Here is a 25,070-nt window from a genome sequence, read left to right on the forward strand (position 1 = left end):
CCTCTTTTTTATATTTATACGACGGTCATAGGGAGTTGTCCGGGAGCATATGGTAGGAAGGAAAGGAGGCGGCAAACTTTGTTTCCCGTTCGTATGGCGACACTGTTCTTATCGGTTTGTTTTATTGTTTTGCTGGTCCAACTTCCCACCATTGAAGCTTATGTGACGGCCGTGAAGAGCGGAGCGGAGGTGTCGGTGATCTCTTCCGGCTTCAAGACAGACTCCCCGATTGTCGAAAAGATCAAAAAAGAGGCGCCCAAACATCAGATTGCCCCCATCGATGCACGGCTGGATCCGGTTTGGAAAGCCATTCCGGGGCTGAACGGGCGAAAAGTCGACCTGGAAGCAACGATCGAAAGCACACTCAAGCAAAAAGACAAGCACCGGATTCATTGGGTGTATCAGGAAATTCCCCCGAAAATACAACTGGAAGATCTGGGACAGGCACCGGTTTACCGGGGGAACGAAAAAAAACCGGCGGCCGCGCTGATGGTGAATGTGGCTTGGGGAACGGAATACATACCGGAAATGCTCAAGATTTTCAAACAGGAAAAGGTGAAAGCGACCTTTTTTTTGGATGGTTCCTGGCTGAAAAAGAATCCCGAAATGGCCAGGCAGTTGGTGAAAGAAGGGCATGAAGTGGGAAATCATGCTTATTCCCATCCTTTGATGAGCCGGATCGGCACCGGGCAAATCGAAGCCGAGATCGGAAAGACGGAGTCTTTGATCCAAGAAACCTTACAGGTCAAAAGCAGGTGGTTTGCCCCGCCGGCCGGCGATTTTGACAACCGCGTATTAAAAATAGCCGAACAATTTCAAATGAAAACCATATTATGGACATTGGATACCGTCGATTGGAAAAAGTCCGTTTCGCCGGAGATGATGGTGAACAAGGTGGAAAAAGGGATTGCACCCGGCACCTTGTTGTTGACTCATCCGACGGACCGGACGGTCAAAGCGTTGCCGGGGATGATCCGTGCAGGGAAAAACAAGGGCTTGAAGTGGATGACGGTCAGCGAAATGCTCTCTTCAAAACGAGTGGATTCCATTGAGCAATGATTTATGATTTGATATAGTAGTGTTGCTTTTTTGTAGTTTATCAGAGAATTAAGGAGGATCTTATTTGATCGTTAAACATACGCTGGAGAATGGTGTTCGGTTGGTTGCTGAAAAAATCCCCCACGTCCGTTCAGTCGCTTTGGGGATTTGGGTGGGAACCGGTTCTGAAAATGAATCGCTTGCCAATAACGGGATTTCCCATTTTATCGAACACATGATGTTTAAAGGAACCAAAACGCGCACCGCGAAACAGGTTGCGGAATCCTTTGACGCAATCGGCGGACACGTGAATGCCTTCACCTCCAAAGAAATCACTTGTTATTATGCCAAAGTGCTGGATGAACATTTTTTAACGGCACTGGATGTATTATCGGATATGTTTTTTGAATCGGTGTTTGATGAAGGCGAGATCGAAAAAGAGAAAAAAGTGGTCTTGGAGGAAATTTACATGGTGGAAGACACGCCGGATGACCTGGTTCATGACATGCTTTCCGAAGTGTCGTCAGGCGGCCACCCCTTGGGATACCCTGTATTGGGCAATGCCGAAACCGTGACCGGTTTCCGCCGGGAGGATTTGTTCCGCTATAAAAATCAATTTTATGTCCCTTCCAATGTCGTGATTGCCATTGCCGGCAATTTGCCGGATGATTACAAGGAAAGGGTCGAGGAAGCTTTTTCCGGCCATCAGGGCGAGATGCCGGTACGAAGCAGGGAGGTTCCGGTTTTTACGCCGGATGTCAAAGTGAAACAAAAAGAAACCGAACAAACCCATTTATGTTTCGGATTGCCGGGACTGGCCGTCGGTGATGAAGATTTTTACACATTGGTTTTGTTGAATAATGTGCTTGGCGGCAACATGAGCTCCCGTTTGTTCCAGGAAATCCGCGAAGAGCGCGGGCTTGCCTATTCGGTGTTTTCTTATCATTCCGCCCATCGTGACACCGGCCTTTTTGCCATCTATGCCGGAACGAAACACGGGCAGGAGAATGAAGTGGTTGAATACATTTATCAAATTTTGGATGATCTCAAAACCAAAGGATTGACGACGGACGAATTGCACAAAGCCAAAGAACAATTGAAAGGGAGCTTAATGCTCGGACTGGAAAGCACCAACAACCGCATGAGCCGGTTGGGGCGCAATGAATTGTTGTTAAATCGTCAGTTCACTTTGGATGAAATCATCGAAAAGGTGGATAGAATCACTTTGGATGGCGTGAATCGTCTGGCGCGGAAAATTTTTTCATCACCCATGTCGTTGGCGCTGATTTCGCCAGACGGAAAAATCCCTTCCAGTTTTAGGAGGAACTCCATTGCATAATGTCAAAGTTTTTCACATGCCAGGAAACGAAGATCTGCCTCTTCCAGTGAAAATGTCGACGGGTTCCAGTGGTTTTGACCTCCATGCCGCAGTGATGGATCCAGTGGAAATCAAACCGGGCCGGTGGAAGTTGATTCCTTCCGGAATTGCCTTGTCGATGCCGGCAGGGCTGGAGGCCCAAGTGCGTCCGAGAAGCGGTCTTGCTTTAAAACACGGAATCACCGTGCTCAACACACCAGGGACAATCGATGCAGATTACCGTGGAGAAATCGGGGTGATTTTGCTGAACCTGGGGGAACGGCCTTTTCGGGTTGAGCGGGGAGACCGTATTGCACAGTTGGTGTTTATGCAAGTCCCTGCGGTTTCCCTCAAAGTTACGGATTCGTTGGATGAAACGGAACGTGGGTCTGGAGGCTTTGGTCATACGGGTAAATAGGAGAGGTGATCTTCATGTCCGAGCGGCATCGGATCAGAAGGTTACAGGAGGAAATGGAACATCTCCGCAAGGAATTGTACCAATTGGTGAACGGTGAACCCGAACGATTGATGGATGCCCGTGTTTTGCCTTTATCCGAGCAATTGGATGTACTGATTTTGGAAATGCAAAGGATCCGATTGGAACATCGTTAAATAAAGAGGATGAACGCCAAATCCGAAAGTCCGGCAAAGCCTGCCGGGCTTTTTGTTTTTTATAAAAGTGTTGACTGAATCATATGGATAAAGGGAGAGAAAAAATGGAACGTCGGGGGGGAAGGATGTTGCGCTGGAGTGAACTGGCAGAAAAGGAATGCATCGATTTGGTGGGAGGAGAACGGTTGGGGGATTTGTTGCATGCAGACATGTCGTTTGATCCGCAAACCGGAAAAATCCATGCCATCTTGTTACCGACGGAATCTTCCTGGTTTAAAAAGAAGCACAGGTTTATGGAATTGACGTGGAGCATGATCCGGAAAGTCGGGCCGGAAATGTTGATCGTGGATTCGTTGGACCGGAAATCTTCCAAAAAACAATTTTGACAGAAGGGAACCGAATTTCATTTTTTTTCATATGATGCAAACAGATGTTGATCATGGTAAGGATTCTTCCGGGGAAAGGAGTGAAGAAAATGCTGACAGGCAAACATGTTGTCTTCCTCGGTGGAGATGCACGGCAATTAGAGGTGATTAAAAGCTGTACAGAGATGGGAGCCCGGGTTTCATTGGTCGGATTTGACAATTTGCAAAGTCCGGTCAGCGGGGCTTCGTTAAAGGAGCTTTCGTCTGATTTGTTAGAGACGGCGGATGTTTTGGTGCTCCCGATCATTGGGACCGATGAAAAAGGGCAAATCAGCAGTGTTTTTACGTCCAAAAAATTGTTTCTGACCCCGGAGTTGTTTCAATCTCTTCCAAAACATTGCCTCGTTTTTGCCGGGATGGCCAAGGAGTATTTGCGAAAGTTGTGCCGGGATTTCGGGCTTCAACTTATTGAACTCTTAAACCGGGATGATGTGGCCATTTACAACTCCATCCCGACAGTGGAAGGTGCGCTGATGATGGCCATCCAACACACCGACATCACCATTCACGGTTCCGAAAGCATTGTGCTGGGCATGGGAAGATGCGGATTGTCGCTGGCCCGTGTGCTTCATGCGATTGGAGCCCGGGTGAAAGTCGGGGTGAGAAGTTCCGAGCATAAAGCCCGCGCATTTGAAATGGGGATTCAGGCGTTTGATACATCCGAATTAAAAGACCATGTGAAAAATGCGGATTTGATTTTTAACACCGTTCCGTCCTTGATCATTGATTCAACCGTTTTGGCCAACGTGCCTCATGATGTGGTCATCATTGATCTGGCATCCAAACCGGGAGGCGTGGATTATCCGTTCGCTGAAAAAAGAGGAATCAAAGCCATCTTGGCACCCAGTCTGCCGGGAATCGTGGCTCCGAAAACAGCCGGACAAATTTTGGCGGAGACCATCACCCGGATCATGAAAAATGAGTTATTCAGGGAGGGAACCGTTCAGTGAATTTTCAAAACTTGACGATCGGCTTCGGCATGACGGCATCCCACTGTACGCATGATGAAGTGCTCCCGCAAATGAAAAGATTGGTGGAACTGGGGGCAAACGTGATTCCGGTGATTTCCCATACGGTGGCGACGGTGGACAGCCGGTTCGGCACCGCGGAAGATTGGAAGAAAAAAATTAAAGAAATCACCGGTCGGACCCCGTTGATGACCATACCGGAAGTGGAACCGTTCGGTCCTGAAAAAAGTTTGGATTGTTATGTGATTGCTCCCTGCACCGGCAATTCCCTGGCGAAACTTGCCAATGCATTGACAGACAGCCCGGTTTTGATGGCGGCAAAAGCGCAAATGCGCAATCACCGGCCGGTGGTGGTGGCCATTTCCACGAACGACGCACTCGGCTTAAATGCCGTCAACCTGGCAAAATTGCTGGCAGCCAAAGACATTTATTTTGTTCCGTTTGGCCAAGATGCTCCCGAAAAAAAACCCAAGTCCATGGTCGCACGAATGGAATTGATCCCGGAAACCTGTCTTGCCGCCATCGAAGGGAAACAGTTGCAACCATTAATAGTTGAAAAATACCGCGACTTGACTTCATAATAGAAAAGAGCTCGGATAGATGATTCATTCGTCCCCCGTTGATGAGATACAGGGGGCTCACTTCATATGGGAGGGGACTTCATGAGTGCAAAGAAATATCATGTCGCAGTGGTAGGAGCAACCGGAGCTGTCGGGCAAGAAATATTGAACACCCTCGATGCAAGAAATTTTCCTGTCGAAGAATTGCGCTTGCTTTCTTCCAAACGTTCCGCAGGCAAAAAAATCACATTCCGCGGTCGGGAAATCACGGTTCAGGAAGCAGTGCCGGAAGCATTTGAAGGCGTCGATTTCGCTTTATTCAGCGCCGGCGGCAGTGTGAGCAAGGCATTGGCAAAAGAAGCGGTGAAACGCGGGGCGGTTGTTGTGGATAATACCAACGCCTTTCGAATGGATCCGGAAGTCCCGTTGGTGGTTCCGGAAGTGAATCCGGAAGCGTTGGATCAGCATAAAGGAATTATTGCTAATCCCAACTGTTCCACCATTCAAATGGTTGTTGCATTAAAACCGTTGGCGGATCGGTACGGAATCGAAAGAATCATTGTCTCGACATACCAAGCCGTCTCCGGTGCGGGATGGAAAGCGATCAACGAATTGGAAGAACAGACGAAAGCCGCGATGGCCGGTGAAGAAGTCCAAAAAAATGTTCTTCCCGTGGGCAAACTTGACAAACATTATCAGCAAGCGTTCAATGTGATTCCGCAAGTGGATGTGGCGGAAGAAAACGGATTTACACTTGAAGAAATGAAAATGGTGCGCGAAACGAAAAAAATCTTCGCGGATGATTCCATCGGCGTGACCGCCACTTGTGTACGGGTCCCGGTTGTACGGGGGCACAGTGAATCGGTTTATGTGGAATTAAAATCGGATTATGATCTTGATGAAGTCCGAACCCTCTTAAATGATGCACCGGGTGTGGTGGTGCAGGATGCGATTGAGGAGCAGATTTATCCCATGCCGTTGGATGCATCCGGCCGGACGGAAGTGTTTGTCGGACGTCTCCGTCGCGATTTGACCCATCCGCGCGCGCTCAATATGTGGGTGGTTTCGGATAATCTTTTGAAAGGAGCCGCAACCAACACGGTTCAAATTGCAGAAACTTTGATTGAAAGAGAATGATCATAAAGAGAAGGGATAGGCATGAGCATTATTGTACAGAAGTTCGGAGGAACCTCCGTGGCAACCGCTGAACGGCGTCAACGTGTCCTTCGTCATATTTCCAACGAGCTGGAGAAAGGAAACAAACTGGTTGTCGTTGTTTCAGCGATGGGAAGAAAAGGGGAACCATACGCAACCGATACATTGCTCGGTTTGATTGATCAATATGATCAGCAGATCCTTCCCCGTGAAAAAGATTTGTTGTTAAGCTGTGGAGAGATCATCTCTGCAGCTACCCTGTCCAGCATGCTGACCCAGGCAGGGATCCGGAGCTGTGTATTGACCGGTGGACAAGCGGGGATCATTACGAACGATCAGCATACCAATGCCCAGATTATCACTGTCAATCCCAAACGCATTTTGCATGAACTGGAAAACAACCGGGTCGTTGTCGTGGCCGGTTTCCAAGGGCAAACAACCGATGGGGAAATCACCACATTGGGACGCGGCGGCAGCGATACCACCGCAACGGCGTTGGGAGCGGCTCTTGATGCCGAATATGTAGATATTTTTACAGATGTAGAAGGGATTATGACGGCTGATCCAAGAATTGTCGAGGATGCCGCCCAATTGGAGCAGGTCACCTATGTTGAAATGTGCAATCTCGCTTTTCAAGGAGCCAAGGTGATTCATCCCCGGGCCGTGGAGATTGCCATGCAAAACAGCACCCCGATTCGGATCCGTTCGACCATGTCAGATCATCCGGGAACGTTGGTGACACACCGGAGCGAAATTGACCGGTTGGTTCGGGAAGTGCGGGAAAACACCATCATCGGGGTGACCCAGATGCCCAATGTGACTCAGGTGAAAATCCGGCTGAGACAAGGGCAATACCATACACAGTTGAAAGTTTTCAAAGCGATGGCGGATCATGGGATCAGTGTCGATTTTATCAGCGTCAACCCGAGCGAAATTGCCTATACGGTTTATGATGATCTGGCGGATCAGGCGGAACAAATATTATATGATCTGGGACTGGAACCGGAATTATCCAGAGGTTGCAGCAAGGTATCCGTTGTCGGTGCAGGCATCGCCGGCGTTCCGGGCGTGATGGCCAAAATTTCGGAAGCACTGACGGAAGAGGATATTCAAGTGTTGCAATCAGCGGATTCCCATACGACCATTTGGGTGCTGGTCCATGGAAAAGACATGGAGAAAGCTGTGCGTGCTTTGCATAAAAAATTTCATCTGAATAAACTCTACTGTTCATAAAGGAGGGAAGTGAGGATGTTGTTTGGCCGATTAATCACGGCGCTGTTTACGCCGTTTACCGAAGAAAACGAGATTGATTGGCCCTGTTTGGAAGCCAATATCGAGCGTTTGATCGAGGACGGGAATGATTCAATTGTTGTTTCCGGAACGACCGGAGAGTCTCCCACCCTGACCCTCTCCGAAAAGCTGGAATTATATCGTTTTGCCAAAGAAAAAGCAAACGGCCGGATCAAAGTGATCGCAGGGACCGGAAGCAATAACACCCTGCAAAGCCTGGAATTGACCAAGAAAGCGGAGGAAATCGGCGTCGACGGGGTGATGCTGGTCGCCCCCTATTACAACAAACCGTCGCAGGAAGGGTTGTATCAGCATTTCAAAACGATTGCCGAATCGACTTCACTGCCGGTGATGCTGTACAATGTCCCCGGACGCACCAGTGTCAATATGACGGCTGAAACCATGGCCCGGCTCGCTCAATTGGATAATGTGGTCGCTATCAAAGAGGCAAGCGGGGATCTCAATCAAATCGGGCGGCTGATTTCGGCGGTTCCCGGCGATGTGGCGGTATACAGCGGAGATGACGGGCTCACTTTGCCGATTTTGTCAATTGGCGGAGCCGGGGTTGTCAGTGTGGCCAGCCACCTGGTCAGCCGGGAAATGAAAGAAATGATGGAAGCTTTCTTCTCGGGGGATGTGAAGAAAGCGCAAAGCTTGCACATTCGTCTGCTTCCTGTCTTCCACGGCGTGTTTTTGACGACGAGCCCGGCACCATTGAAATATGCGATGTCGCAAAAAGGCTGGTCGAAACCTTACGTGCGCCTTCCGATTGTGGAATTGTCGGAAGAAGAAAAAAGGAAAACGGATGAATGGTTGAAAGAACTGTGACGGGAACGGACCTGCCTGTGAAAAAACAGGCAGGTTTTTTGTTTGTCATTGACTTTTTTCAACAAAAGATCCGGTTGCATATCCATTTTTTCATCGTATATAATAAGGGACAAGTGGTAATTGTGCGGTTTCAGTTAAAGACAACAGAATATAGGAGGTAAACAGTTTGACAAAAAACCAGCGAGGCAAATTATCCATTTTTGCACTCGGTGGGTTGGATGAAATCGGAAAAAACATGTATGTGGTGCAGTATGAGAACGACATTGTTGTGATTGATGCGGGCTTGATGTTCCCGGAAGAGGAAATGCTGGGAATCGATATCGTGATACCTGACATCACATACTTGGTTGAGAATAAGGATAAAGTACGCGGGATTCTTTTGACGCATGGTCATGAGGACCATATCGGCGGGTTGCCGTATATTTTGCGTCAGCTCAATGTTCCCGTCTACGCCACGAAATTGACGATGGGACTGGTTGAGCATAAATTGCGCGAGGCTCATCTGTTAAATGACACGAGACGGTACATCATCAACGGTAAATCGGAAATCAAACTGGGTTCTACACTGAAAGCGACCTTTTTTTATACAAATCACAGTATTCCTGATTCCGTCGGTATTTGCATTCATACACCGGAAGGAGCCGTTGTTCACACGGGAGATTTTAAATTTGACATGACCCCGGTGAATGGACACGCTGCGGATATCCATAAAATGGCTGAGATTGGAAGAAAAGGGGTATTGTGTTTATTATCTGACAGCACCAATGCGGAGCGCAGCGGATTTACCGGATCGGAAAGTTCGGTCGGTGAAGGGATTAACGAAGTTTTCCGTAAAGCAAAGCAACGGGTGATTGTAGCTACTTTTGCGTCCAATATTCACCGCATCCAGCAAGTGGTGAACGCATGCCATATGTACGGTCGAAAGCTGGCTGTGGTGGGACGCAGCATGGTCAATGTGGTCAATATTGCATCGGAGTTGGGGTATTTGCATGTGCCCTCTGATTTGATCATTGACCCGGATGAGATCAATCGTTTGCCTGCCAATCGGGTGGCGGTGATTTCCACAGGAAGTCAGGGGGAATCGATGTCAGCGCTGACACGCATGGCGAACGCATCTCATCGCAAAGTGGAAATTTTACCCGGTGATACCGTGATCATTGCCGCCACACCCATTCCGGGCAACGAAAAATTGATCGGCCGCACCGTCGATCAATTATTCCGGATTGGGGCGGATGTTGTGTATAGCACGACTTCGCATGTACACGTCTCGGGGCATGGGTCTCAGGAAGACCTGAAGCTCATGCTGAATTTAATGAAACCCAAATACTTTATTCCGATTCATGGTGAGTATCGTATGTTGCGTGCTCACGCCCAACTTGCCGAATCTGTAGGAGTAAGCCCGGAAAACATTTTTATCTGTGACAACGGAGATATGGTTGAAATTTCAGGTGGTCGTGCCCGATACGGGCCCAAGGTTCAGACCGGGAAAGTATTGGTTGACGGTTTGGGCGTTGGTGATGTTGGCAATATTGTATTAAGAGACCGCAAATTACTATCTCAGGACGGAATTTTGGTCGTGGTGCTGACCTTAAGCAAAGAAAACGGCACCATCGTATCAGGGCCGGATATCATTTCGCGAGGCTTTGTTTATGTTCGGGAATCCGAACAGTTATTGGATGAAGCGAACCGGATTGTGGCATTGACCATGGAAAAATGCATGAGAGAACATGTCAGCGAATGGGCTTCGCTCAAAACGAGCATCCGGGATGCATTAAGCAAATTTCTGTTTGAGCGGACCCGTCGTCGTCCGATGATTTTGCCAATTATCATGGAAGTTTAACCGGAGCTAAACCGCACAGAAAACCGCAGCTTTTGAATTTTCAAGGCTGCGGTTTTTTTATCATGTGAAAGAGAAACCGTCTGGTCGAAGTTCATTTATTGTGGATGGGGCGGCAAGCCTTTTTGAAAAATAAACGGGTTGAAAGAAGGGGACGAATGAAATTTGTTTTGATATTCGGGCCGCAGGCCGTCGGCAAAATGACAGTCGGTCAAGAGCTGGAAAAAATCACAAAACTGAAGCTTTTTCATAATCATATGACACTGGAGTTGCTTTATCCGTTTTTTGGCTTTGGTCCTGAAACATGGAGATTATCGGACCGGTTTCGCCAAGAGATCTTTGAAGCGGCGTTGGAAAGTGATTTATACGGAATCATTTTCACGTATGTCTGGGCGTTTGATCAACAAAGAGACTGGGATTATGTTGATCACATTTGTTCCATTTTCGAATCCAAGGGCGGGATTGTTTATTTTGTGGAACTGGAAGCGGATCTTGAAGTAAGGCTTGAACGGAAGAAAACGCCCCACAGACTTGAACAGAAACCGTCGAAAAAAAATATAACCCAATCGGAACTTGATTTAAAACAGACTGCTGAAAAACATCGTCTGAACTCTCTGAAAGGAGAGATCAGAAAGAAAAACTACATTAGAATAAACAATCCAAATTTGGAAGCTGAAAAAGTCGCCAAAATGATTAAAGACAAGTTTCGGTTATGAGCATGATGCAGCTTTCTTTTCAAAGTATATTTTTATCGGGAGATGATCCCAAAAAGCATCCCGGTTTTCTTATGCAAAAACCGGGATGCTGAAGCCGGTTATTAGCCTATTATTCTTTGATATGGATAAAATTGTCAATCCGGTCGACCGGAACTTGGCGTGTTCCGTAGCCGTGACGGATGTCCCAGTTATACTCTTCGACCGTTACCGTTTTCTGGTCGCTGCTCACTTCGGCGACAAAGGCCACATGGTTGAGGTTTCCTTTGTTCCATTGGGCAACGGCTCCGACTTTTGGAGTACGGGTCACTTTGTAACCGATCTGTCTTGCGTTTTCATCCCAATGCCTGCCGTCTCCCCAATGTCCTTTTTTCCCGTTGGGACCGGTCATGTCATTGGTGAACGGAATCCCGAGATTGTTATTGATGCGCCAAGCGACAAAGGAGACGCATTCCCTGTAATAAAAACCCCATGGGTCCACATCGCCGGGATTGTTGTTCTTAAAAGGGTAATCATCGATCATTTCGTGCTTGGGTTCCGGTTCCGTGTCGGGATCGGGTTCCGGTTCCGGGGAAGGTGCGGGTTCTTTGTCTGAATTTCCTTTTTTGAATTGGAAGCTGATATTGACAGATCCTGAACCGGAGGCGATCAGTTCAACGTGCCAGTCTTTGTCGTCTTCCGGGGATTGTGGCGGGTTGGGCGGTTCTTCCGGCGGGGGGTTGTCCGATCCTTTTTTGCTTTTCAGTGCTTTGAGCGATTTGGCTCTATCCATATCCACGTCCCCCATGATTCCCGAAACACTCCCTTTGTCCGTATACTGCCAGCAGGTGATTTCTTCCCAGCCGCCTGTTGAGGGCAACTTTGGATTGTCCACTCTCCAATGCGCCAACCATAACGGCATGTCCTTCAAACGGTTGTTAAAGCCGTTAAACCGGTTGATATAATCGGGGAAAGTATATAACAGAACTTGTTCGCCCGTTTCTTTTTTGACATGCTCAGCGAAGGCAAGCACCCAATCGGCGATTTCGTCCGCTGTCATATCGGTGTTTTTTTCTTCCAGGTCGAGAACAGGCATGAGATCCAGTTGGTGTTGTTTCAGTTTATCAACAAAGTTCTGCGCTTCTTTCTCTGCTTTTCCTCTTAACAACTTGGCGTAATGATAAGCACCCGCTTGGATTCCTGCGGCCTGCGCCCCTTTTACATTATTGGAGAATTGTGAATCGGTGAATGTTTCTCCCTCGGAGGCTTTGATGAAAGCGAATTGAATGTTTTGAGGATCTTCTTTGACTTTCTGCCAATCAATGACCGATTGATGATGGGAAACATCAATCCCGGTGACACTGCCAAATTGATCAGACATGCCATCCACCCCTTAAAGATGATGATCAAAGTCCCCCGGGTTCCGGTTGAAAAACGGTTTTGGATGTGGCGGTTGAACCCCCCTTTTTTTCATATTCCACATTTAATTATACCAAAAATAGAGAAAATTCTATATATTTTTATATTCGTTCGGCGCCGGAATATGGGGAATTTTGTTTGGAAGTGCCGGCCGATGCGATCTTTAATCATTAAAAATTGGTGAACTTATTCAAACGGATTATGTAAAAGGGATGAGATTTGATATAATATCCATCAATTCTTGTGATTGATGTTCGATTGGGAGGGTAAAAATTGCTGCAAGAACCAGATTTGATGAACTCACTCGTCATACCAGTGGCTGTTGAATTGTTGATTTTCATTATCAAGGCATTGGTGGTGACACTGTTTGCCGGTTTCTTTGTAAAACGATACCTGGCACCGCTGGTAAGAAAGGATCAAAAACCGGCTGAGCCGCGTGTTCCGGCCGGTGAGGACAAGGAAAGCAATGAAGAAGAAGTGTATGACAAAAAAGAAAGCTGATTAACGGAGTGAATAAAAAACCGTATCCTGTTCAAGGATAACGGTTTTTTTATTTTGCGCGGCTAAGAAAAAACGGCTTTTTGCTATGAACCGGCGGATGTCACTTTCAAGCCGACGATTCCGGTCAGAATCAGGAACAAAAAAAATAAACGCATCCAGTCATGGGGTTCATCAAACAAAAAGATCCCCATCACTGCCGTGCCCAAAGCGCCGATCCCTGTCCAGACCGCATAGGCGGTGCCGATGGGCAGAGCTTTGAGGGCGAGGGACAAAAAATAAAAACTGAAGATCATTCCCGCAATGGTGACAAGGGATGGAAACCACCGGGTGAATCCTTGAGTGTATTTAAGTCCGATGGCCCATACCACTTCAAAGATTCCGGCGATGATCAAATAAGCCCATGCCATGGAATCTCCTCCTCCCGTCAAAACGGAATGTCTGGATTCATACTCAATTAGTATAACAATTTTCAAATCAAAAGCAATCTCTTTCGATATCCGGAGTGCAATGAGAAATTTGTATGAATCAGGAAGGAGAATTCAAAGTGATGGAAAAGAATTAGTATGATATTTCATAATTCCCAAATGCTGTATATTTAAAAATATAAGTATACCATTTTTTTAAAGGATACATACCTCGGTATTATAAGTGAAATACCTGCATCTTATCCTAAAAAACATTTTTTATTAATATAATTTTATATTATATTTTGTAATTTCATGATTGTCTCATTGACAAGAGGTGGATGTTTGGATAAAATGAGTTTTGCCTTTTTAAAATAATTGAAATAGATTATAAGTTTTATATAAATTGGAGGTTAATCATGACAAAGGCAAATGTTAAGGAACGATGGAGTGAGCACAGGAAGTATTATGATGAATGGTTAAGCGGCTATGACGGGGGCGTGTTCATTCCCGCCAGGAAAACATGGGCCGGCAAAGAAAACATGGGGGACAAGACCGAAGCAACGGAGCATTATGAAATCAGACTGAGCCGGTCCGTCACGGAAAGTTTTTATGCGTTATCCAGAAGGTATCAAGGGGCTTTGTCTTCGTTGCTTCAAGGGGTATGGGGCAGTTTGTTGTTGAGATACAGCGGAGAGAAAGAAGTTTTGTTTGCATTTGCCGACCATTCCGGAAAGAAGGTTTCTGCTTGCGATCCGGAAATCCGATTGCTCCGTGTCAAAGATGATTTTCAAACCTTTCACCAGCTCTTTCAACATTTATCTGAAACGAATGTCCATTCTGATTTTTATTTATTTCCGCTTTCCAAGTTTCATGAAGCGACGGGGATGGAAGAAAAAGCCTTGGACCATCTGGTGGTGGTCGCTGACCGTTCCTATTCCAAGCACGATTTTGAATACCAAAAATGGATCAAAAAATATAAAAGCCACGTTTATGAAATCAAAAAGCATTCGCCCTGGCTTGGATTGATTGTCACCTTTATTCCTGCCAAATACCTGACCATCCGGATATCATATGATCCGAACCGGTATGATGGCGGGTTGGTCCAAGCGACCGGTCATCATCTGAAACAAATCATTGAAAGTGTCACCAGCCAGCCCCGTTTGGAAATTTCCAAGCTGCAAATTGTAACGGCACAAGAAAAGAAATTGTTGAAAAAGTTTAATGAAACAACCCGGGCGTTTTCGGACGGCCAAACGGTACACTGGCTGATTGAGCAGAGGGTCATGAAGTCGCCGAACCGGACCGCCGTTGAATTCAAAGGGGTCAGCCTGACTTATCAGGAGTTGAACAGGCGTGCGGATCTGTTGGCGATGGCATTAAGGGATCACGGGATTGAAAAAGGGGATATTGTGGCCATCATGGTCCCGCCTTCTTTGGAAATGATCGTGGGGGTTTTGGGGATTTTGAAAACCGGAGCCGCTTATTTGCCGGTGGACCCCAATTATCCCCCGGAGCGGGTTTCGTATATGTTAAGCGACAGCCATGCCAAAATGTTACTGTCTTTGAAAACGGCGTCCGGCGATTTGGCGGCGGATGTCCCGGTATTTGATTTGGCGGGAATGGATTGGAGTGTAACCAGGGAAGTGCGCCCCTTGCCATCGACGGTCCGGCCCGATGATTTGGCTTATGTGATTTATACATCGGGTTCCACTGGAAAACCCAAAGGTGTGATGATCGAACATTCTTCCTTGGTTAACTTGGTTTATTGGCATAATCAACAATTTCACATCACCGAAAAAGACCGGTGCACCAAATATGCCGGTTTTGGATTTGATGCTTCCGTGTGGGAGATTTTCCCGCCGTTGGTGGCCGGGGCGACGTTATATGTCATTGAAGAGGAATTGCGTTACGACATCCGGCAGCTCAATGATTTTATGCAGGAAAAAGGCGTAACGGTAAGTTTTCTGCCGACGCAGGTGGCAGAGCAATTTATGGAGCTCAAAAACCATTGCTTAAAAACCCTGCTGGTCGGTGGAGACCGGCTGCAAAAAGTGGTTCCGCAAACGTATCAAATCGTGAATAACTACGGGCCGACGGAAAACACCGTTGTCACCACCAGCGGGACCGTCCGTCACGGCGAACCGGTCATGATTGGAAAACCCATTGCCAATCACCGTGTTTATGTCTTGGATCAAAATCACGAGTTGCAACCGATTGGCGTCCCCGGGGAGTTATGCATCAGCGGGGCCGGTTTGGCACGCGGTTATTTGAACCGGGACGACCTGACATGGGAAAAGTTTGTCCCCAATCCCCATGAACCTGGTGAAATCATGTACAAAACCGGCGATTTGGTCCGTTGGCTTCCGGACGGGAGGCTCGAGTTTTTGGGGCGGTTGGATGATCAGGTGAAGATCCGTGGATTCAGGATTGAGCTGGGGGAAATCACACAACGCCTCATGGAATATCCTTTGATTCAAGATGCATTGGTCTTGGTGCAAAAGGATGAATACGGCGAAAATCGGCTGGTCGGCTATTTCACGGCGCGGGAAGGATGGGAGGAAGAAGACATCCGCAAACACTTGGCGCAGGAATTGCCCGACTTCATGATTCCATCCCATCTGATTCATTTGGAAGCTTTTCCGCTGACTCCCAACGGAAAAGTGGATAAAACAGCCTTGCCGTTGCCGGAAGCGGAGGTCGCCGCCACCCGGGAGATGGTGAAAACCACCGATGAGACTGAACAAACGTTGATCCGGCTTTGGAGAGAGATTTTGCACGTGGAGCCCGGAACCGGGGACCATTTCTTCCATTTGGGAGGGGATTCCCTCAAGTTAATGCGCTTGGTGTCAAGAATCCGGGAAGAGTTTCAGATTCAGCTTTCGATTCAGGCTTTGTTTGAAAATCCGGTTTTACGGGAAATGGCCGTTCAAATCCGGAAAGCGGAAGGGAGAATCCCGGATGAATGGGAGGGGGCAGAGGAAAAAGAGTATTATCCGGTGTCTTCCGTCCAAAAACGCTTGTATGCAGTGGAACAGATGGAAAACATCGGCACCACTTACCACACACCGGTGCTGTTGGAATGGAAGGGAAATGTTGACACAAAGCGGTTAAAATCGGCGGTGGAACAATTGGTTCAGCGGCATGAGGCGTTGCGGACTTCTTTTCACTGGGTGGATGAAGAACTGGTGCAGAAAGTTCATGCCGAAGCAGAGATAACGTGGGAGATGTTCCACGCGGATTCGGAGGAAGAAGTCAAACGGATTGCCGCAGATTTTATCAGGCCGTTCGACTTGGGACAAGCTCCTTTGCTTCGTGCTGCCCTGATTCATGCCAAAGAGAGCTGTTACCTGTTGTTGGATATGCACCACATCGTTTCGGACGGAATCTCGGTGGAAGAAATCTTGTACCGTGAACTGGGTGCGCTGTATCAAGGACAGGAGCTTCCGCCGCTTTCCAAACAATACAAGGATTATGCCTTGTGGCAACAACAATGGCTCGGTTCGGAAGAGTGCCTTCGCCGCAAAGAGTATTGGCTCAAGCAGCTGGAAGGAGAGATTCCGATCCTTGAATTGCCGGCCGATTATCCGAGGCCCCCGGTTCAGGAGTTTGCCGGAGATAAAGTTTCTTTTGAAGTGAAACCGGCATTGGTGGAACGCCTGAAGCAAATCGGGCAAAGAGAAAATGCCACCTTGTTTATGATGCTGTTTTCGGCATACAAGGTGTTGATTTCCAAACTGTCAGGACAAGAAGACATCATTGTCGGAATCCCGGTGGCCGGACGTGCAAAATCCTGGATGGAACCGGTTTTCGGAATGTTTGTCAATACCTTGCCGCTTCGTTCACAGCCCAAAAAGGAACTTTCTTTTGCCGGTTACATGCAACAAGTCAGAACCCGGGTGCTGGGAGCTTATGAAAACGGCGATTATCCGTTGGAAGAAATCATCGGGGCGTTGCAATTGGATCGGGACCGGAGCCGCAATCCGCTCTTTGACACCGCGTTTGTTTTGCAAAACATGGAGGAAGCCGCCGTCCGGATTCCCGGAGCGGACGTGAAAAGTGTGCCGTTGCCCTGGAAACAATCGATGTTTGACATGACATGGGAAGCAAAGGAAGAAGCTGACACCGTCCGCTTTCATGTGGAGTATTGCACGCGTCTTTTTGAACGGAAAACGATTCAACGATATATCCGATCCTTTTTATACATTTTGGAACAAATCGCCAAGGATCCGGGGCAGTGCCTAGCAGACGTGGAATTGCTCCCGCCGGAAGACCGCCATCAGCTTGTCACCGAATTTAATCGGACGGATGCTCCTTATCCCGGAACGAAGACCATTCAGCAGTTGTTTGAGGAGCAAGTGATGAAAACGCCGGATCGGCCGGCGGTCAAAATGGGCGATCAAGTCCTGACTTATCAAGCGTTGAATGCAGAAGCCAACCGGATGGCCCGTTGGTTGCGGAAACAAGGGGTCACCAGGGGAAGTGTCGTCGGTTTGATGGTGAACCGTTCCCCCTTGATGATGGTCAGCCTGTTGGCGATTGTAAAGGCGGGAGGAACTTATTTGCCGATTGATCCCGAATATCCGGATGAGCGGATCCGGTTTATGCTGGAAGACAGTCAGGCATCCATGTTGTTGGTGGAACCCGGGATTTCCGCTCCCGTTTCTTATCAAGGGACGGTGGCCGGATTGTCTCCGGACGTTTGGAAAGATGAGGATCCCGGAAATTTGCCGAATATCAACGCCCCGGAAGACGTCCTGTATATCATCTACACTTCCGGTTCCACGGGTACGCCCAAAGGCATCGAAACCATGCACTATAACGTGATCCGGACCATGTTTAATAACGGATATATCGAAATGGATCCTTCGGATCGCGTGTTGCAATTGTCCAATTATGCTTTCGACGGATCGACTTTTGACATTTACATTTCGTTGTTGCACGGAGCGCAACTCACCTTGGTCTCCAAAGAAGCTTTATTGGATTTGAATCAATTATCCCGGCTGATCCGGGAAGAACAAATCACGGTCACTTTTATCACGACGGCGTTGTTTAACACCCTGGTTGACTTGGATTTGGAATGTTTGCGAAACGTCCGGAAAATTTTGTTTGGCGGGGAAAAAGTCTCCTTTTCCCATGTGAAAAGAGCGGTGGAGTTTTTGGGTGAGGACCGCGTTGTTCATGTGTACGGGCCGACAGAAACCACCGTGTTCGCTACCTATTGTCCGGTTGGGTTCAAGCATATCGAGCGGGGAATTATTCCGATCGGGAAACCTCTCCATAACACCCGGCTTTATGTGCTGAATTCCGAGAACCAATTGCAGCCGGTCGGGGTGCCCGGCGAACTGTGCATCAGCGGAGACGGGGTGGCCAAAGGATATTTGAACCGCCCCGAACTGACGGAAGAGCGGTTTGTACGGGAGCCTTTCGCACCGTACGGGCGCATGTACAAAACCGGCGATTTGGTGCGTTGGTTGCCGGATGGCACGATTGAGTATTTGGACCGTTTGGATGATCAGGTCAAAATCCGGGGACATCGCATTGAATTGGGCGAGATCCAACGGAAGTTGCTGGAGGAAGAAGCGGTCCGGGAAGCCTTTGTGATGATGGACCGGGATGGAAAAGGGCAATCTTACTTATGCGCTTATTGCGTGGCCGAAGGTGAAATCGATGTTTCCAAACTGCGGCAAAACTTGCAGAAAAAACTGCCGGATTACATGGTGCCCGGATATTTTGTCCAAATGGATTCGCTGCCGTTAAATGCCAATGGGAAAGTCGACAAACGCGCATTGCCAAAACCGGATTTGCGCAAGGCAGTTTCGGCCGGATATGTGGAGCCTTCAACGGAAACCGAAGCCTTGTTGGCCGAAGTGTGGAAGGAAGTTTTGGGGGCCGAACGGGTCGGAATCCATGACAATTTCTTTGAGCTGGGCGGTGATTCAATCAAGGCGATCCGGATTGCGGCCCGGTTGAACCAGCAGCAAATGAAACTGGAAACCAAGCAGTTGTTCCGTCATCCCACGATCGCGGAACTCGCTCCTTCTATCCGGCGCGGTGTCTCCCGGATGGAGGAAGAGGAAGTGGTTTCCGGCGACGTCCGGTTGACTCCGATTCAAAAATGGTTCTTCTCCCTTCAATCCGAGGAGCCGCACCACTTTAACCAAGCCATGATGCTCTTCTCCGGTGAAGGATGGAACCCGGCTTGGGTCGGTCAGGCATTCCAGGGGTTGGTCCGGCATCATGATGCGCTCCGGATGACGTATGATTTCACAAACGGTGAAATTAAACAGACGAATCAACCCTTGGAACATCAGGCGTTTACCTTGGATGTATTCGATTTGACCGGATCGGAACCGGCAAACATCGAAGCATATGCGAACAAGCTGCAGAAGGGGATCGATCTAAAAAACGGCCCGCTGGTCCGGTTGGGGGTTTTTCACACCCGTGAAGGGGATTACTTGCTGATGGTGATTCATCATTTGGTGGTGGACGGCGTCTCCTGGCGCATTCTGTTGGAAGATTTCCAAACGGCTTATGATCTGGCATCCAAACATGAGGAGATCCGGTTGCCCCAAAAAACCAGTTCCTTTAAAACTTGGGCAAAACAACTCTTTCAATTTGCAAACAGTAAAAAGATGTTGAAAGAAAAAAGTTATTGGAAGCGGGTTTGTTCACAAACCGTGCCGGCTTTGCCCAAAGATGAGGAATGGACCGGGGAAAAACTCCATCGGGACATGCGGGAGATCGAATTGGAGCTGGATGAAGAGCTCACCAGGAAACTGCTGACCCAAGCACATCAGGCTTATCACACGGAAATGAACGACCTGTTGTTGACCGGACTTGCGTTGGCTGTTCATGAATGGACGGGACAATCGAAAGTGGCGCTTCATCTGGAAGGACATGGCCGGGAAGAATTGTTTGACGGTGTGGATTTAAACCGGACAGTGGGTTGGTTTACCACCATGTATCCCGTTGTTTTCGAGCTGAATGAGACGGAGTTGTCCCGTGTGATTCCAAGCGTCAAGGAAACGTTGCGCCATGTTCCGGAAAAGGGAATCGGTTACGGAATCCTGCGTTATCTGACCTCTTTGGACCACAAACAAGACTTGTCCTTTGCGCTCGAACCGGAGATCAGCTTTAACTATCTCGGGCAGTTTGAAAAAGAAGGATTGGGATTTGGCTCCATATCCACTGGAGACTGGTTCAGCCCGCTGACGCCGGAACCGCATGTGCTTACGTTTAACAGTATGGTGGCAGACGGCAAATTCAAAGTCCGGGTGGGATACAATCACCGTTTCTTCCGCAGGGAAACCATTGAGACGGTGGGACGCCGCTTTTTGGAACATTTGACCCGGTGTGTCCGTCACTGTTTAAAGCAAGCTGAACCGGTTCGCACACCAAGTGATTTCAGCGCCAGGGATCTGTCGATTCGTGAACTGGAACAGATTTGTTCGGTGTTGGATCCGAAGAACATTCATGATATTTATCCGCTCTCTTCTTTGCAAAAAGGGATTTTGTTTCATGCGATCCAAACACGGATCCAATATTTTGAGCAGTTTTACATCGATTTGGACGGAGAAGTGGACTTTGCCGCTTTTGAAAAGAGCTTGGATGATTTGGTTCAAAAGCATGATGTGTTGCGAACGGTTTTCTTGTACCAAAAATTGAATCAACCGTTCCAGACCGTGTTGAAAGAGGTTGAAGTTCCGTTCCGGTTTGTGGATTTAAGCCATCAATCCAAAGAGGAACAAGAAGCTTTCTTAACCCGGTTTAAACGGGAGGACCGGAAAAAAGGGTTTGCCACCTTGCATGAGCCGTTGATCCGCTTTGCGTTGTTCAAATTGGGCGATCGACGTTACCACTTTGTGTGGAGTTTTCACCACATCTTGTTTGACGGCTGGTGCATCGGCCTGTTGTTGGAAGATTGGCTGGACATGTACCGGGCGCGGATGAAGCATGCCACGCTCAAAGTGGAAAAAATGGCTCCTTACCGGGATTATATCCGGTGGCTGGAAGAACAAGACCATGAAGAAGCCAAAGCGTTCTGGAGAGATTATTTGCACGGTTATGAACAGACAGCCAGCGTTTTGAGCAAAGGCATCGGGAGGAAGACCGATTTTGAACTGGAAAAGAAAGAGGTCAGTTTCCGCCTTCCCCGCCATTTGAGCGACCGGTTGTCGATGTTGGCGCAAAAATATCATGTGACACCGAGTACGTTCTTCCAGGCGATCTGGGGAGTGTTGTTGCAGAAATACAACAATACGGATGATGTTGTGTTCGGAACCGTGGTATCCGGAAGGCCGTCGGACCTGCCGCAAGTGGAAAAAATGGTCGGGCTGTTTATCAATACGGTCCCGGTGCGGATCCGCCGGCAGGAAAACGAACCGTTCTCCGAATTGTTGGTGCGGACCCAACGCGAAATTCTGGAGGCGGAAAAAGCCCATTATGCGTCGTTGGCGGAGATTCAGGCCAACACCCCATTGTTTAATCAGCTGTTCGATCACATTATGGCCTTTGAAAACTATCCGCTGGACATGGAGGCTTTAAAAAGCAAAGAGAAAGATCTCGGATTTTCCATCGCCGGTTTGGATGCGTTTGAACAGGACAGCTATGGGTTGGGATTGATCATTTACCCCGGGGACGAATGGTTGATCAAGCTGAAGTATGATACGGAAGTGTATACAGAGTCCGACATGCAGCATGTGATTTTGCATCTGCAAACCTTGATGGAACAAATCATGGAGAATCCGGAAACGCCTTTGGACCGGTTGGAAATTGTCTCGGAAAAAGAGAAACAGCAATTGCTTGTGGACTTTAACCGCACAAAGACGGACTATCCGAAACAAGCCGTGATTCAGCAGTTGTTCGAACAACAGGTGAATAAAACCCCCGATCACCCGGCGCTGGTTTACAAAGAAGAAGTCTGGACTTACAAAAAGTTGAATGAACAAGCCAACCAACTGGCGAGAAATCTCCGCAACAAAGGAATCGGCCGCGAACAGATTGTCGGGATCATGATGAACCGGTCGCCGGAGTTGATCGTCTCCATTTTGGCGGTATTAAAAGCCGGTGGCGCATATCTCCCCGTGGATCCGGATTATCCGGCCGGGCGAATTCAGTATATGTTGGAGGACAGCCAGGCCAAATTGTTGTTGGTGCAGCCGGGATTGCAAGTGCCGGCCGGTTACCGGGGGAATGTTTTGGTGATCAGCCCGTCACTGATGAGGGGAGACGCCTCCGATTTGCCGGTCATCAACCAGCCGGGCGATCTGGCTTACATGATCTATACCTCCGGCTCGACGGGAAAACCCAAAGGGGTGATGATTGAGCACCGCAACCTTTGCAATCTGGTGCAAATTGCCCAACCTTACGAGATCCGTGAGCACAGCCGTGTTTTACAGTTTGCATCCATCAGTTTTGATGCATCGGTTGCCGAAATCTTCCCCACCTTAACCGTCGGGGCGACCCTGTATCTGGAAGAAAAAATGGTGCTCTTGAATGACCTGGTGAAATATTTGAAAGAAAAAAGGATCAGCAATGTTACATTGCCGCCGTCGGTATTGCAGTCCGTCCCGCATGAAGAATTGCCGGATCTGGAAACGATCATCAGTGCAGGCGAAGCATGCAGCCCGGGGGTGGCTGGTAAATGGGGAGCCGGCCGCACATTTATCAATGCCTACGGGCCGACGGAAGCGACGGTATGCACGACCTACGCCAAGCTTGACGGTTCTTCGGATAAAACACCGATTGGAAAGCCTTTTTTCAATCAGCAGGTGTACATTGTCAACAAAGACCATCAACTGCAGCCGGTCGGGGTTCCCGGTGAACTTTGCATCAGCGGGGAAGGGCTGGCCAGAGGTTACTGGAACCGTCCGGAGTTAACTGCGGAAAAGTTTGTGGAAAATCCGTTTGTCCCCGGGACGAAAATGTATAAGACGGGGGACATGGCAAGGTGGCTGGCGGATGGAAACATCGAGTATCTGGGCCGGTTTGATGAACAGGTGAAAATTCGCGGACACCGGGTGGAACTGGGCGAAATTACAGACCGGTTGCTGAAACACCCGAGTGTGGAGAAAGCCGCGGTGGTGGCGCAGACCAATGAAAACGGGACGTCGTATTTGTGTGCTTACTTCACGGCCAAGGATTCCTGGTCGGTTCCGGAATTGCGCCGGTATATGATGGAAGAGTTGCCTGAGTACATGGTTCCTGCGTTTTTTGTGGAACTGGAACAACTCCCGCTGACCCCCAATGGAAAAATTGACAAGAAAGCGTTGCCCAAACCGGACGGGATGGTTCAAACCGGTAAGAAACACACCTCACCCACCAATGAAGCGGAGAAAAAGCTGGTTCAAATCTGGAAAGAAGTGCTCGGTTTGGAAAGGATCGGGATTCATGATGACTTCTTTGAACTGGGCGGGGATTCGATCAAAGCCATTCAGATTGTATCCCGGTTGCATCAATGGGATTACAAACTGAAAATCAACGACCTGTTCGACCATCCCACCATTTATGAACTGGCACCGTATGTACAAACGGTCGAATCGGCGGATGATGAGGGGATCGTCGAGGGGGAAGTCCCGCTGACCCCGATCCAGCATTGGTTCTTCGAGCAGGAGTTTATGAATGCCCATCATTGGAATCAATCGATGATGCTTTATCATCCGGATGGCTGGCAAAAAGACCAGGTGCATCAAGCTTTCTCCAAGCTGGTGGAACATCATGACGCGCTGAGAATGCGCTTTGAGCAGGATGGCGAAAAATGGGTGCAGATCAACCGGGGTTTGGCAGAAGGGGAGTCTTTCAACCTTTATGAATTTGATTTGCGGCATGTCAACGATCCGGAATCGCACATTAAGTCCATGGCCAATGAATTGCAGCGGAACCATGATTTCAACCAGGGCAAATTGATCCAATTGGGATTGTTTAAAACCTGCCAAGGGGATCATTTGTTGATCATTCTTCACCATTTGCTGGTGGACGGTGTGTCGTGGCGTATTCTGCTGGAGGATTTTGCAACCGCCTATCAACAGGTTTCCGCAAACCAGGAGGTTGTTTTGCCCAAGAAAACCACATCTTTTAAAAAATGGAGCAAAAAGTTAACCGACTATGCCGATTCACCACAAGCCTTGTCCGAACTGAATTATTGGAAGCAGGTGGAAAATACGGATGTTCCGGCCCTGCCGAGGGATTTCACCCTGCCGACAGAGCGGCGCCTCATGGATCACGCCACCATCAAAGTGGAACTGACCGAAGAAGAAACGAAACAATTGCTTACCGAAGTGCACCATGCATACCATACCGAAATCAATGACCTGTTGTTGACCGCACTGGTCTTGGCTGTCCGCAAGTGGACGGGGCAGGAACGGGTGGCCGTCAATCTGGAAGGGCACGGCCGGGAAGAGATTGTGCAAGATGTGGATTTAAGCCGCACCATCGGTTGGTTTACGACGGCGTTTCCGGTTGTTTTTGATCTGGATACAGACCATGAAGGGGATGCCATCAAGCAGGTGAAAGAGCAATTGCGGAAGATTCCCAATAAAGGAATTGGTTACGGGATTTTGAAATACCTGACTTCCCCCGTAAAAAAAGAAGGGATGACCTGGAACCTGAAACCGGAGATCAGTTTCAACTATTTGGGGCAGTTCGATCAGGAAAATGAAGACCAAGGGTTCCAAATGTCCCCGATGCCGACGGGCGATGAGTTCAGTCCGTTGTCGACCAGCCCTTATCTGCTGAATATTTACGGTAAAGTGATGGATCAACGATTGGAGATGAACTTCCAGTATCATCAGCATGTTTACCGTTTCGAAACCGTGGCCCGTTTGGCGGAAGAGTTTGTTCGTCAGTTGCGCCGGCTCATCGGGCATTGCGTATCCAAAGAAGAAGAAGAATGGACCCCCAGTGACTTTAGTTCCAAAGATTTGACGTTTGAGGAGCTGGAGGATATTTCCGACTTGCTTTCCGATTTGTAAACGCCATGCCAA

The 25,070-nt window shown here is 48.4% G+C and carries 16 protein-coding genes; 14 read left to right on the forward strand and 2 right to left on the reverse strand.

All coding sequences use genetic code 11. The features are described 5' to 3' along the window. The first annotated feature begins 78 nt into the window (after window positions 1–78). The 12 genes from FA954_RS06840 (at window position 79) to FA954_RS06895 (ending at window position 10,786) form a co-directional block, all read left to right on the forward strand. Complete coding sequence (locus FA954_RS06840; protein ID WP_231564621.1) at window positions 79–1,059, forward strand: polysaccharide deacetylase family protein; 981 nt, start codon at window positions 79–81, stop codon at window positions 1,057–1,059. A gap of 64 nt (window positions 1,060–1,123) precedes the next feature. Continuing rightward, window positions 1,124–2,377, forward strand: coding sequence for a M16 family metallopeptidase (locus FA954_RS06845; RefSeq protein WP_037996440.1), 1,254 nt, complete (start codon window positions 1,124–1,126; stop codon window positions 2,375–2,377). Beyond that, on the forward strand, window positions 2,370–2,813 hold the full coding sequence (gene dut / locus FA954_RS06850) for a dUTP diphosphatase (RefSeq protein ID WP_037996441.1): 444 nt from the start codon (window positions 2,370–2,372) through the stop codon (window positions 2,811–2,813). The genes FA954_RS06845 and dut overlap by 8 nt, the downstream gene beginning before the upstream one ends. A gap of 14 nt (window positions 2,814–2,827) precedes the next feature. Beyond that, the gene (locus tag FA954_RS06855; RefSeq protein ID WP_037996443.1) at window positions 2,828–3,007 is read left to right on the forward strand and encodes an aspartyl-phosphate phosphatase Spo0E family protein; all 180 of its coding nucleotides are present in this window, start codon (window positions 2,828–2,830) and stop codon (window positions 3,005–3,007) included. A 125-nt stretch (window positions 3,008–3,132) separates the two neighbouring features. Further along, window positions 3,133–3,393, forward strand: a complete 261-nt coding sequence (locus FA954_RS06860) for a YlmC/YmxH family sporulation protein (protein ID WP_231564622.1) — start codon at window positions 3,133–3,135, stop codon at window positions 3,391–3,393. Window positions 3,394–3,482: 89 nt separating this feature from the next. Further along, on the forward strand, window positions 3,483–4,382 hold the full coding sequence (dpsA, locus tag FA954_RS06865; RefSeq protein WP_121874434.1) for a dipicolinate synthase subunit DpsA: 900 nt from the start codon (window positions 3,483–3,485) through the stop codon (window positions 4,380–4,382). A gap of 29 nt (window positions 4,383–4,411) precedes the next feature. Next, a complete protein-coding gene (locus FA954_RS06870; protein ID WP_206760044.1) occupies window positions 4,412–4,981 on the forward strand; it encodes a dipicolinate synthase subunit B in 570 nt (189 codons plus the stop codon). Window positions 4,982–5,062: 81 nt separating this feature from the next. Next, window positions 5,063–6,097 carry an aspartate-semialdehyde dehydrogenase gene (locus tag FA954_RS06875; protein WP_037996505.1) on the forward strand — a complete coding sequence of 345 codons (1,035 nt, stop codon included), beginning with the start codon at window positions 5,063–5,065 and terminating at the stop codon, window positions 6,095–6,097. Window positions 6,098–6,118: 21 nt separating this feature from the next. Next, window positions 6,119–7,348 carry an aspartate kinase gene (dapG, locus tag FA954_RS06880; RefSeq protein WP_037996446.1) on the forward strand — a complete coding sequence of 410 codons (1,230 nt, stop codon included), beginning with the start codon at window positions 6,119–6,121 and terminating at the stop codon, window positions 7,346–7,348. 15 nt (window positions 7,349–7,363) lie between these two features. Next, on the forward strand, window positions 7,364–8,233 hold the full coding sequence (gene dapA, locus FA954_RS06885; protein WP_037996447.1) for a 4-hydroxy-tetrahydrodipicolinate synthase: 870 nt from the start codon (window positions 7,364–7,366) through the stop codon (window positions 8,231–8,233). A gap of 235 nt (window positions 8,234–8,468) precedes the next feature. Further along, window positions 8,469–10,073, forward strand: coding sequence for a ribonuclease J (locus FA954_RS06890; RefSeq protein WP_231564625.1), 1,605 nt, complete (start codon window positions 8,469–8,471; stop codon window positions 10,071–10,073). A gap of 155 nt (window positions 10,074–10,228) precedes the next feature. Further along, window positions 10,229–10,786: an AAA family ATPase gene (locus tag FA954_RS06895; RefSeq protein WP_037996506.1), complete on the forward strand. Its 558-nt coding sequence runs from the start codon at window positions 10,229–10,231 to the stop codon at window positions 10,784–10,786. A gap of 109 nt (window positions 10,787–10,895) precedes the next feature. Here the strand turns inward: FA954_RS06895 and FA954_RS06900 are convergent, their stop codons facing one another. Further along, the gene (locus tag FA954_RS06900) at window positions 10,896–12,143 is read right to left on the reverse strand and encodes a GH25 family lysozyme (protein WP_052186787.1); all 1,248 of its coding nucleotides are present in this window, start codon (window positions 12,141–12,143) and stop codon (window positions 10,896–10,898) included. Window positions 12,144–12,454: 311 nt separating this feature from the next. Between FA954_RS06900 and FA954_RS06905 the strand changes: the two genes are divergently transcribed. After that, window positions 12,455–12,682 carry a hypothetical protein gene (locus FA954_RS06905; RefSeq protein WP_037996451.1) on the forward strand — a complete coding sequence of 76 codons (228 nt, stop codon included), beginning with the start codon at window positions 12,455–12,457 and terminating at the stop codon, window positions 12,680–12,682. A gap of 83 nt (window positions 12,683–12,765) precedes the next feature. Here FA954_RS06905 and sugE read toward each other — a convergent pair whose 3' ends face one another. Then, window positions 12,766–13,089 carry a quaternary ammonium compound efflux SMR transporter SugE gene (gene sugE / locus FA954_RS06910; protein ID WP_037996453.1) on the reverse strand — a complete coding sequence of 108 codons (324 nt, stop codon included), beginning with the start codon at window positions 13,087–13,089 and terminating at the stop codon, window positions 12,766–12,768. 416 nt (window positions 13,090–13,505) lie between these two features. Between sugE and FA954_RS06915 the strand changes: the two genes are divergently transcribed. Continuing rightward, on the forward strand, window positions 13,506–25,058 hold the full coding sequence (locus tag FA954_RS06915) for a non-ribosomal peptide synthetase (protein WP_138614945.1): 11,553 nt from the start codon (window positions 13,506–13,508) through the stop codon (window positions 25,056–25,058). Window positions 25,059–25,070: the final 12 nt, after the last annotated feature.

Origin of the sequence: Thermoactinomyces vulgaris (assembly GCF_005886755.1) — a bacterium.
GTDB classification, from domain to species: Bacteria; Bacillota; Bacilli; order Thermoactinomycetales; family Thermoactinomycetaceae; genus Thermoactinomyces; species Thermoactinomyces vulgaris.

Coding starts and splice junctions, on each gene's coding strand:
- FA954_RS06855 (WP_037996443.1), top strand. CDS start 2,828: ATGTCCGAGCGGCATCGGATCAGAAGGTTACAGGAGGAAATGGAACAT.
- FA954_RS06860 (WP_231564622.1), top strand. CDS start 3,133: ATGTTGCGCTGGAGTGAACTGGCAGAAAAGGAATGCATCGATTTGGTG.
- dpsA (WP_121874434.1), top strand. CDS start 3,483: ATGCTGACAGGCAAACATGTTGTCTTCCTCGGTGGAGATGCACGGCAA.
- FA954_RS06870 (WP_206760044.1), top strand. CDS start 4,412: ATGACGGCATCCCACTGTACGCATGATGAAGTGCTCCCGCAAATGAAA.
- FA954_RS06875 (WP_037996505.1), top strand. CDS start 5,063: ATGAGTGCAAAGAAATATCATGTCGCAGTGGTAGGAGCAACCGGAGCT.
- dapG (WP_037996446.1), top strand. CDS start 6,119: ATGAGCATTATTGTACAGAAGTTCGGAGGAACCTCCGTGGCAACCGCT.
- dapA (WP_037996447.1), top strand. CDS start 7,364: ATGTTGTTTGGCCGATTAATCACGGCGCTGTTTACGCCGTTTACCGAA.
- FA954_RS06890 (WP_231564625.1), top strand. CDS start 8,469: ATGTATGTGGTGCAGTATGAGAACGACATTGTTGTGATTGATGCGGGC.
- FA954_RS06895 (WP_037996506.1), top strand. CDS start 10,229: ATGAAATTTGTTTTGATATTCGGGCCGCAGGCCGTCGGCAAAATGACA.
- FA954_RS06900 (WP_052186787.1), bottom strand. CDS start 12,143: ATGTCTGATCAATTTGGCAGTGTCACCGGGATTGATGTTTCCCATCAT.
- sugE (WP_037996453.1), bottom strand. CDS start 13,089: ATGGCATGGGCTTATTTGATCATCGCCGGAATCTTTGAAGTGGTATGG.
- FA954_RS06915 (WP_138614945.1), top strand. CDS start 13,506: ATGACAAAGGCAAATGTTAAGGAACGATGGAGTGAGCACAGGAAGTAT.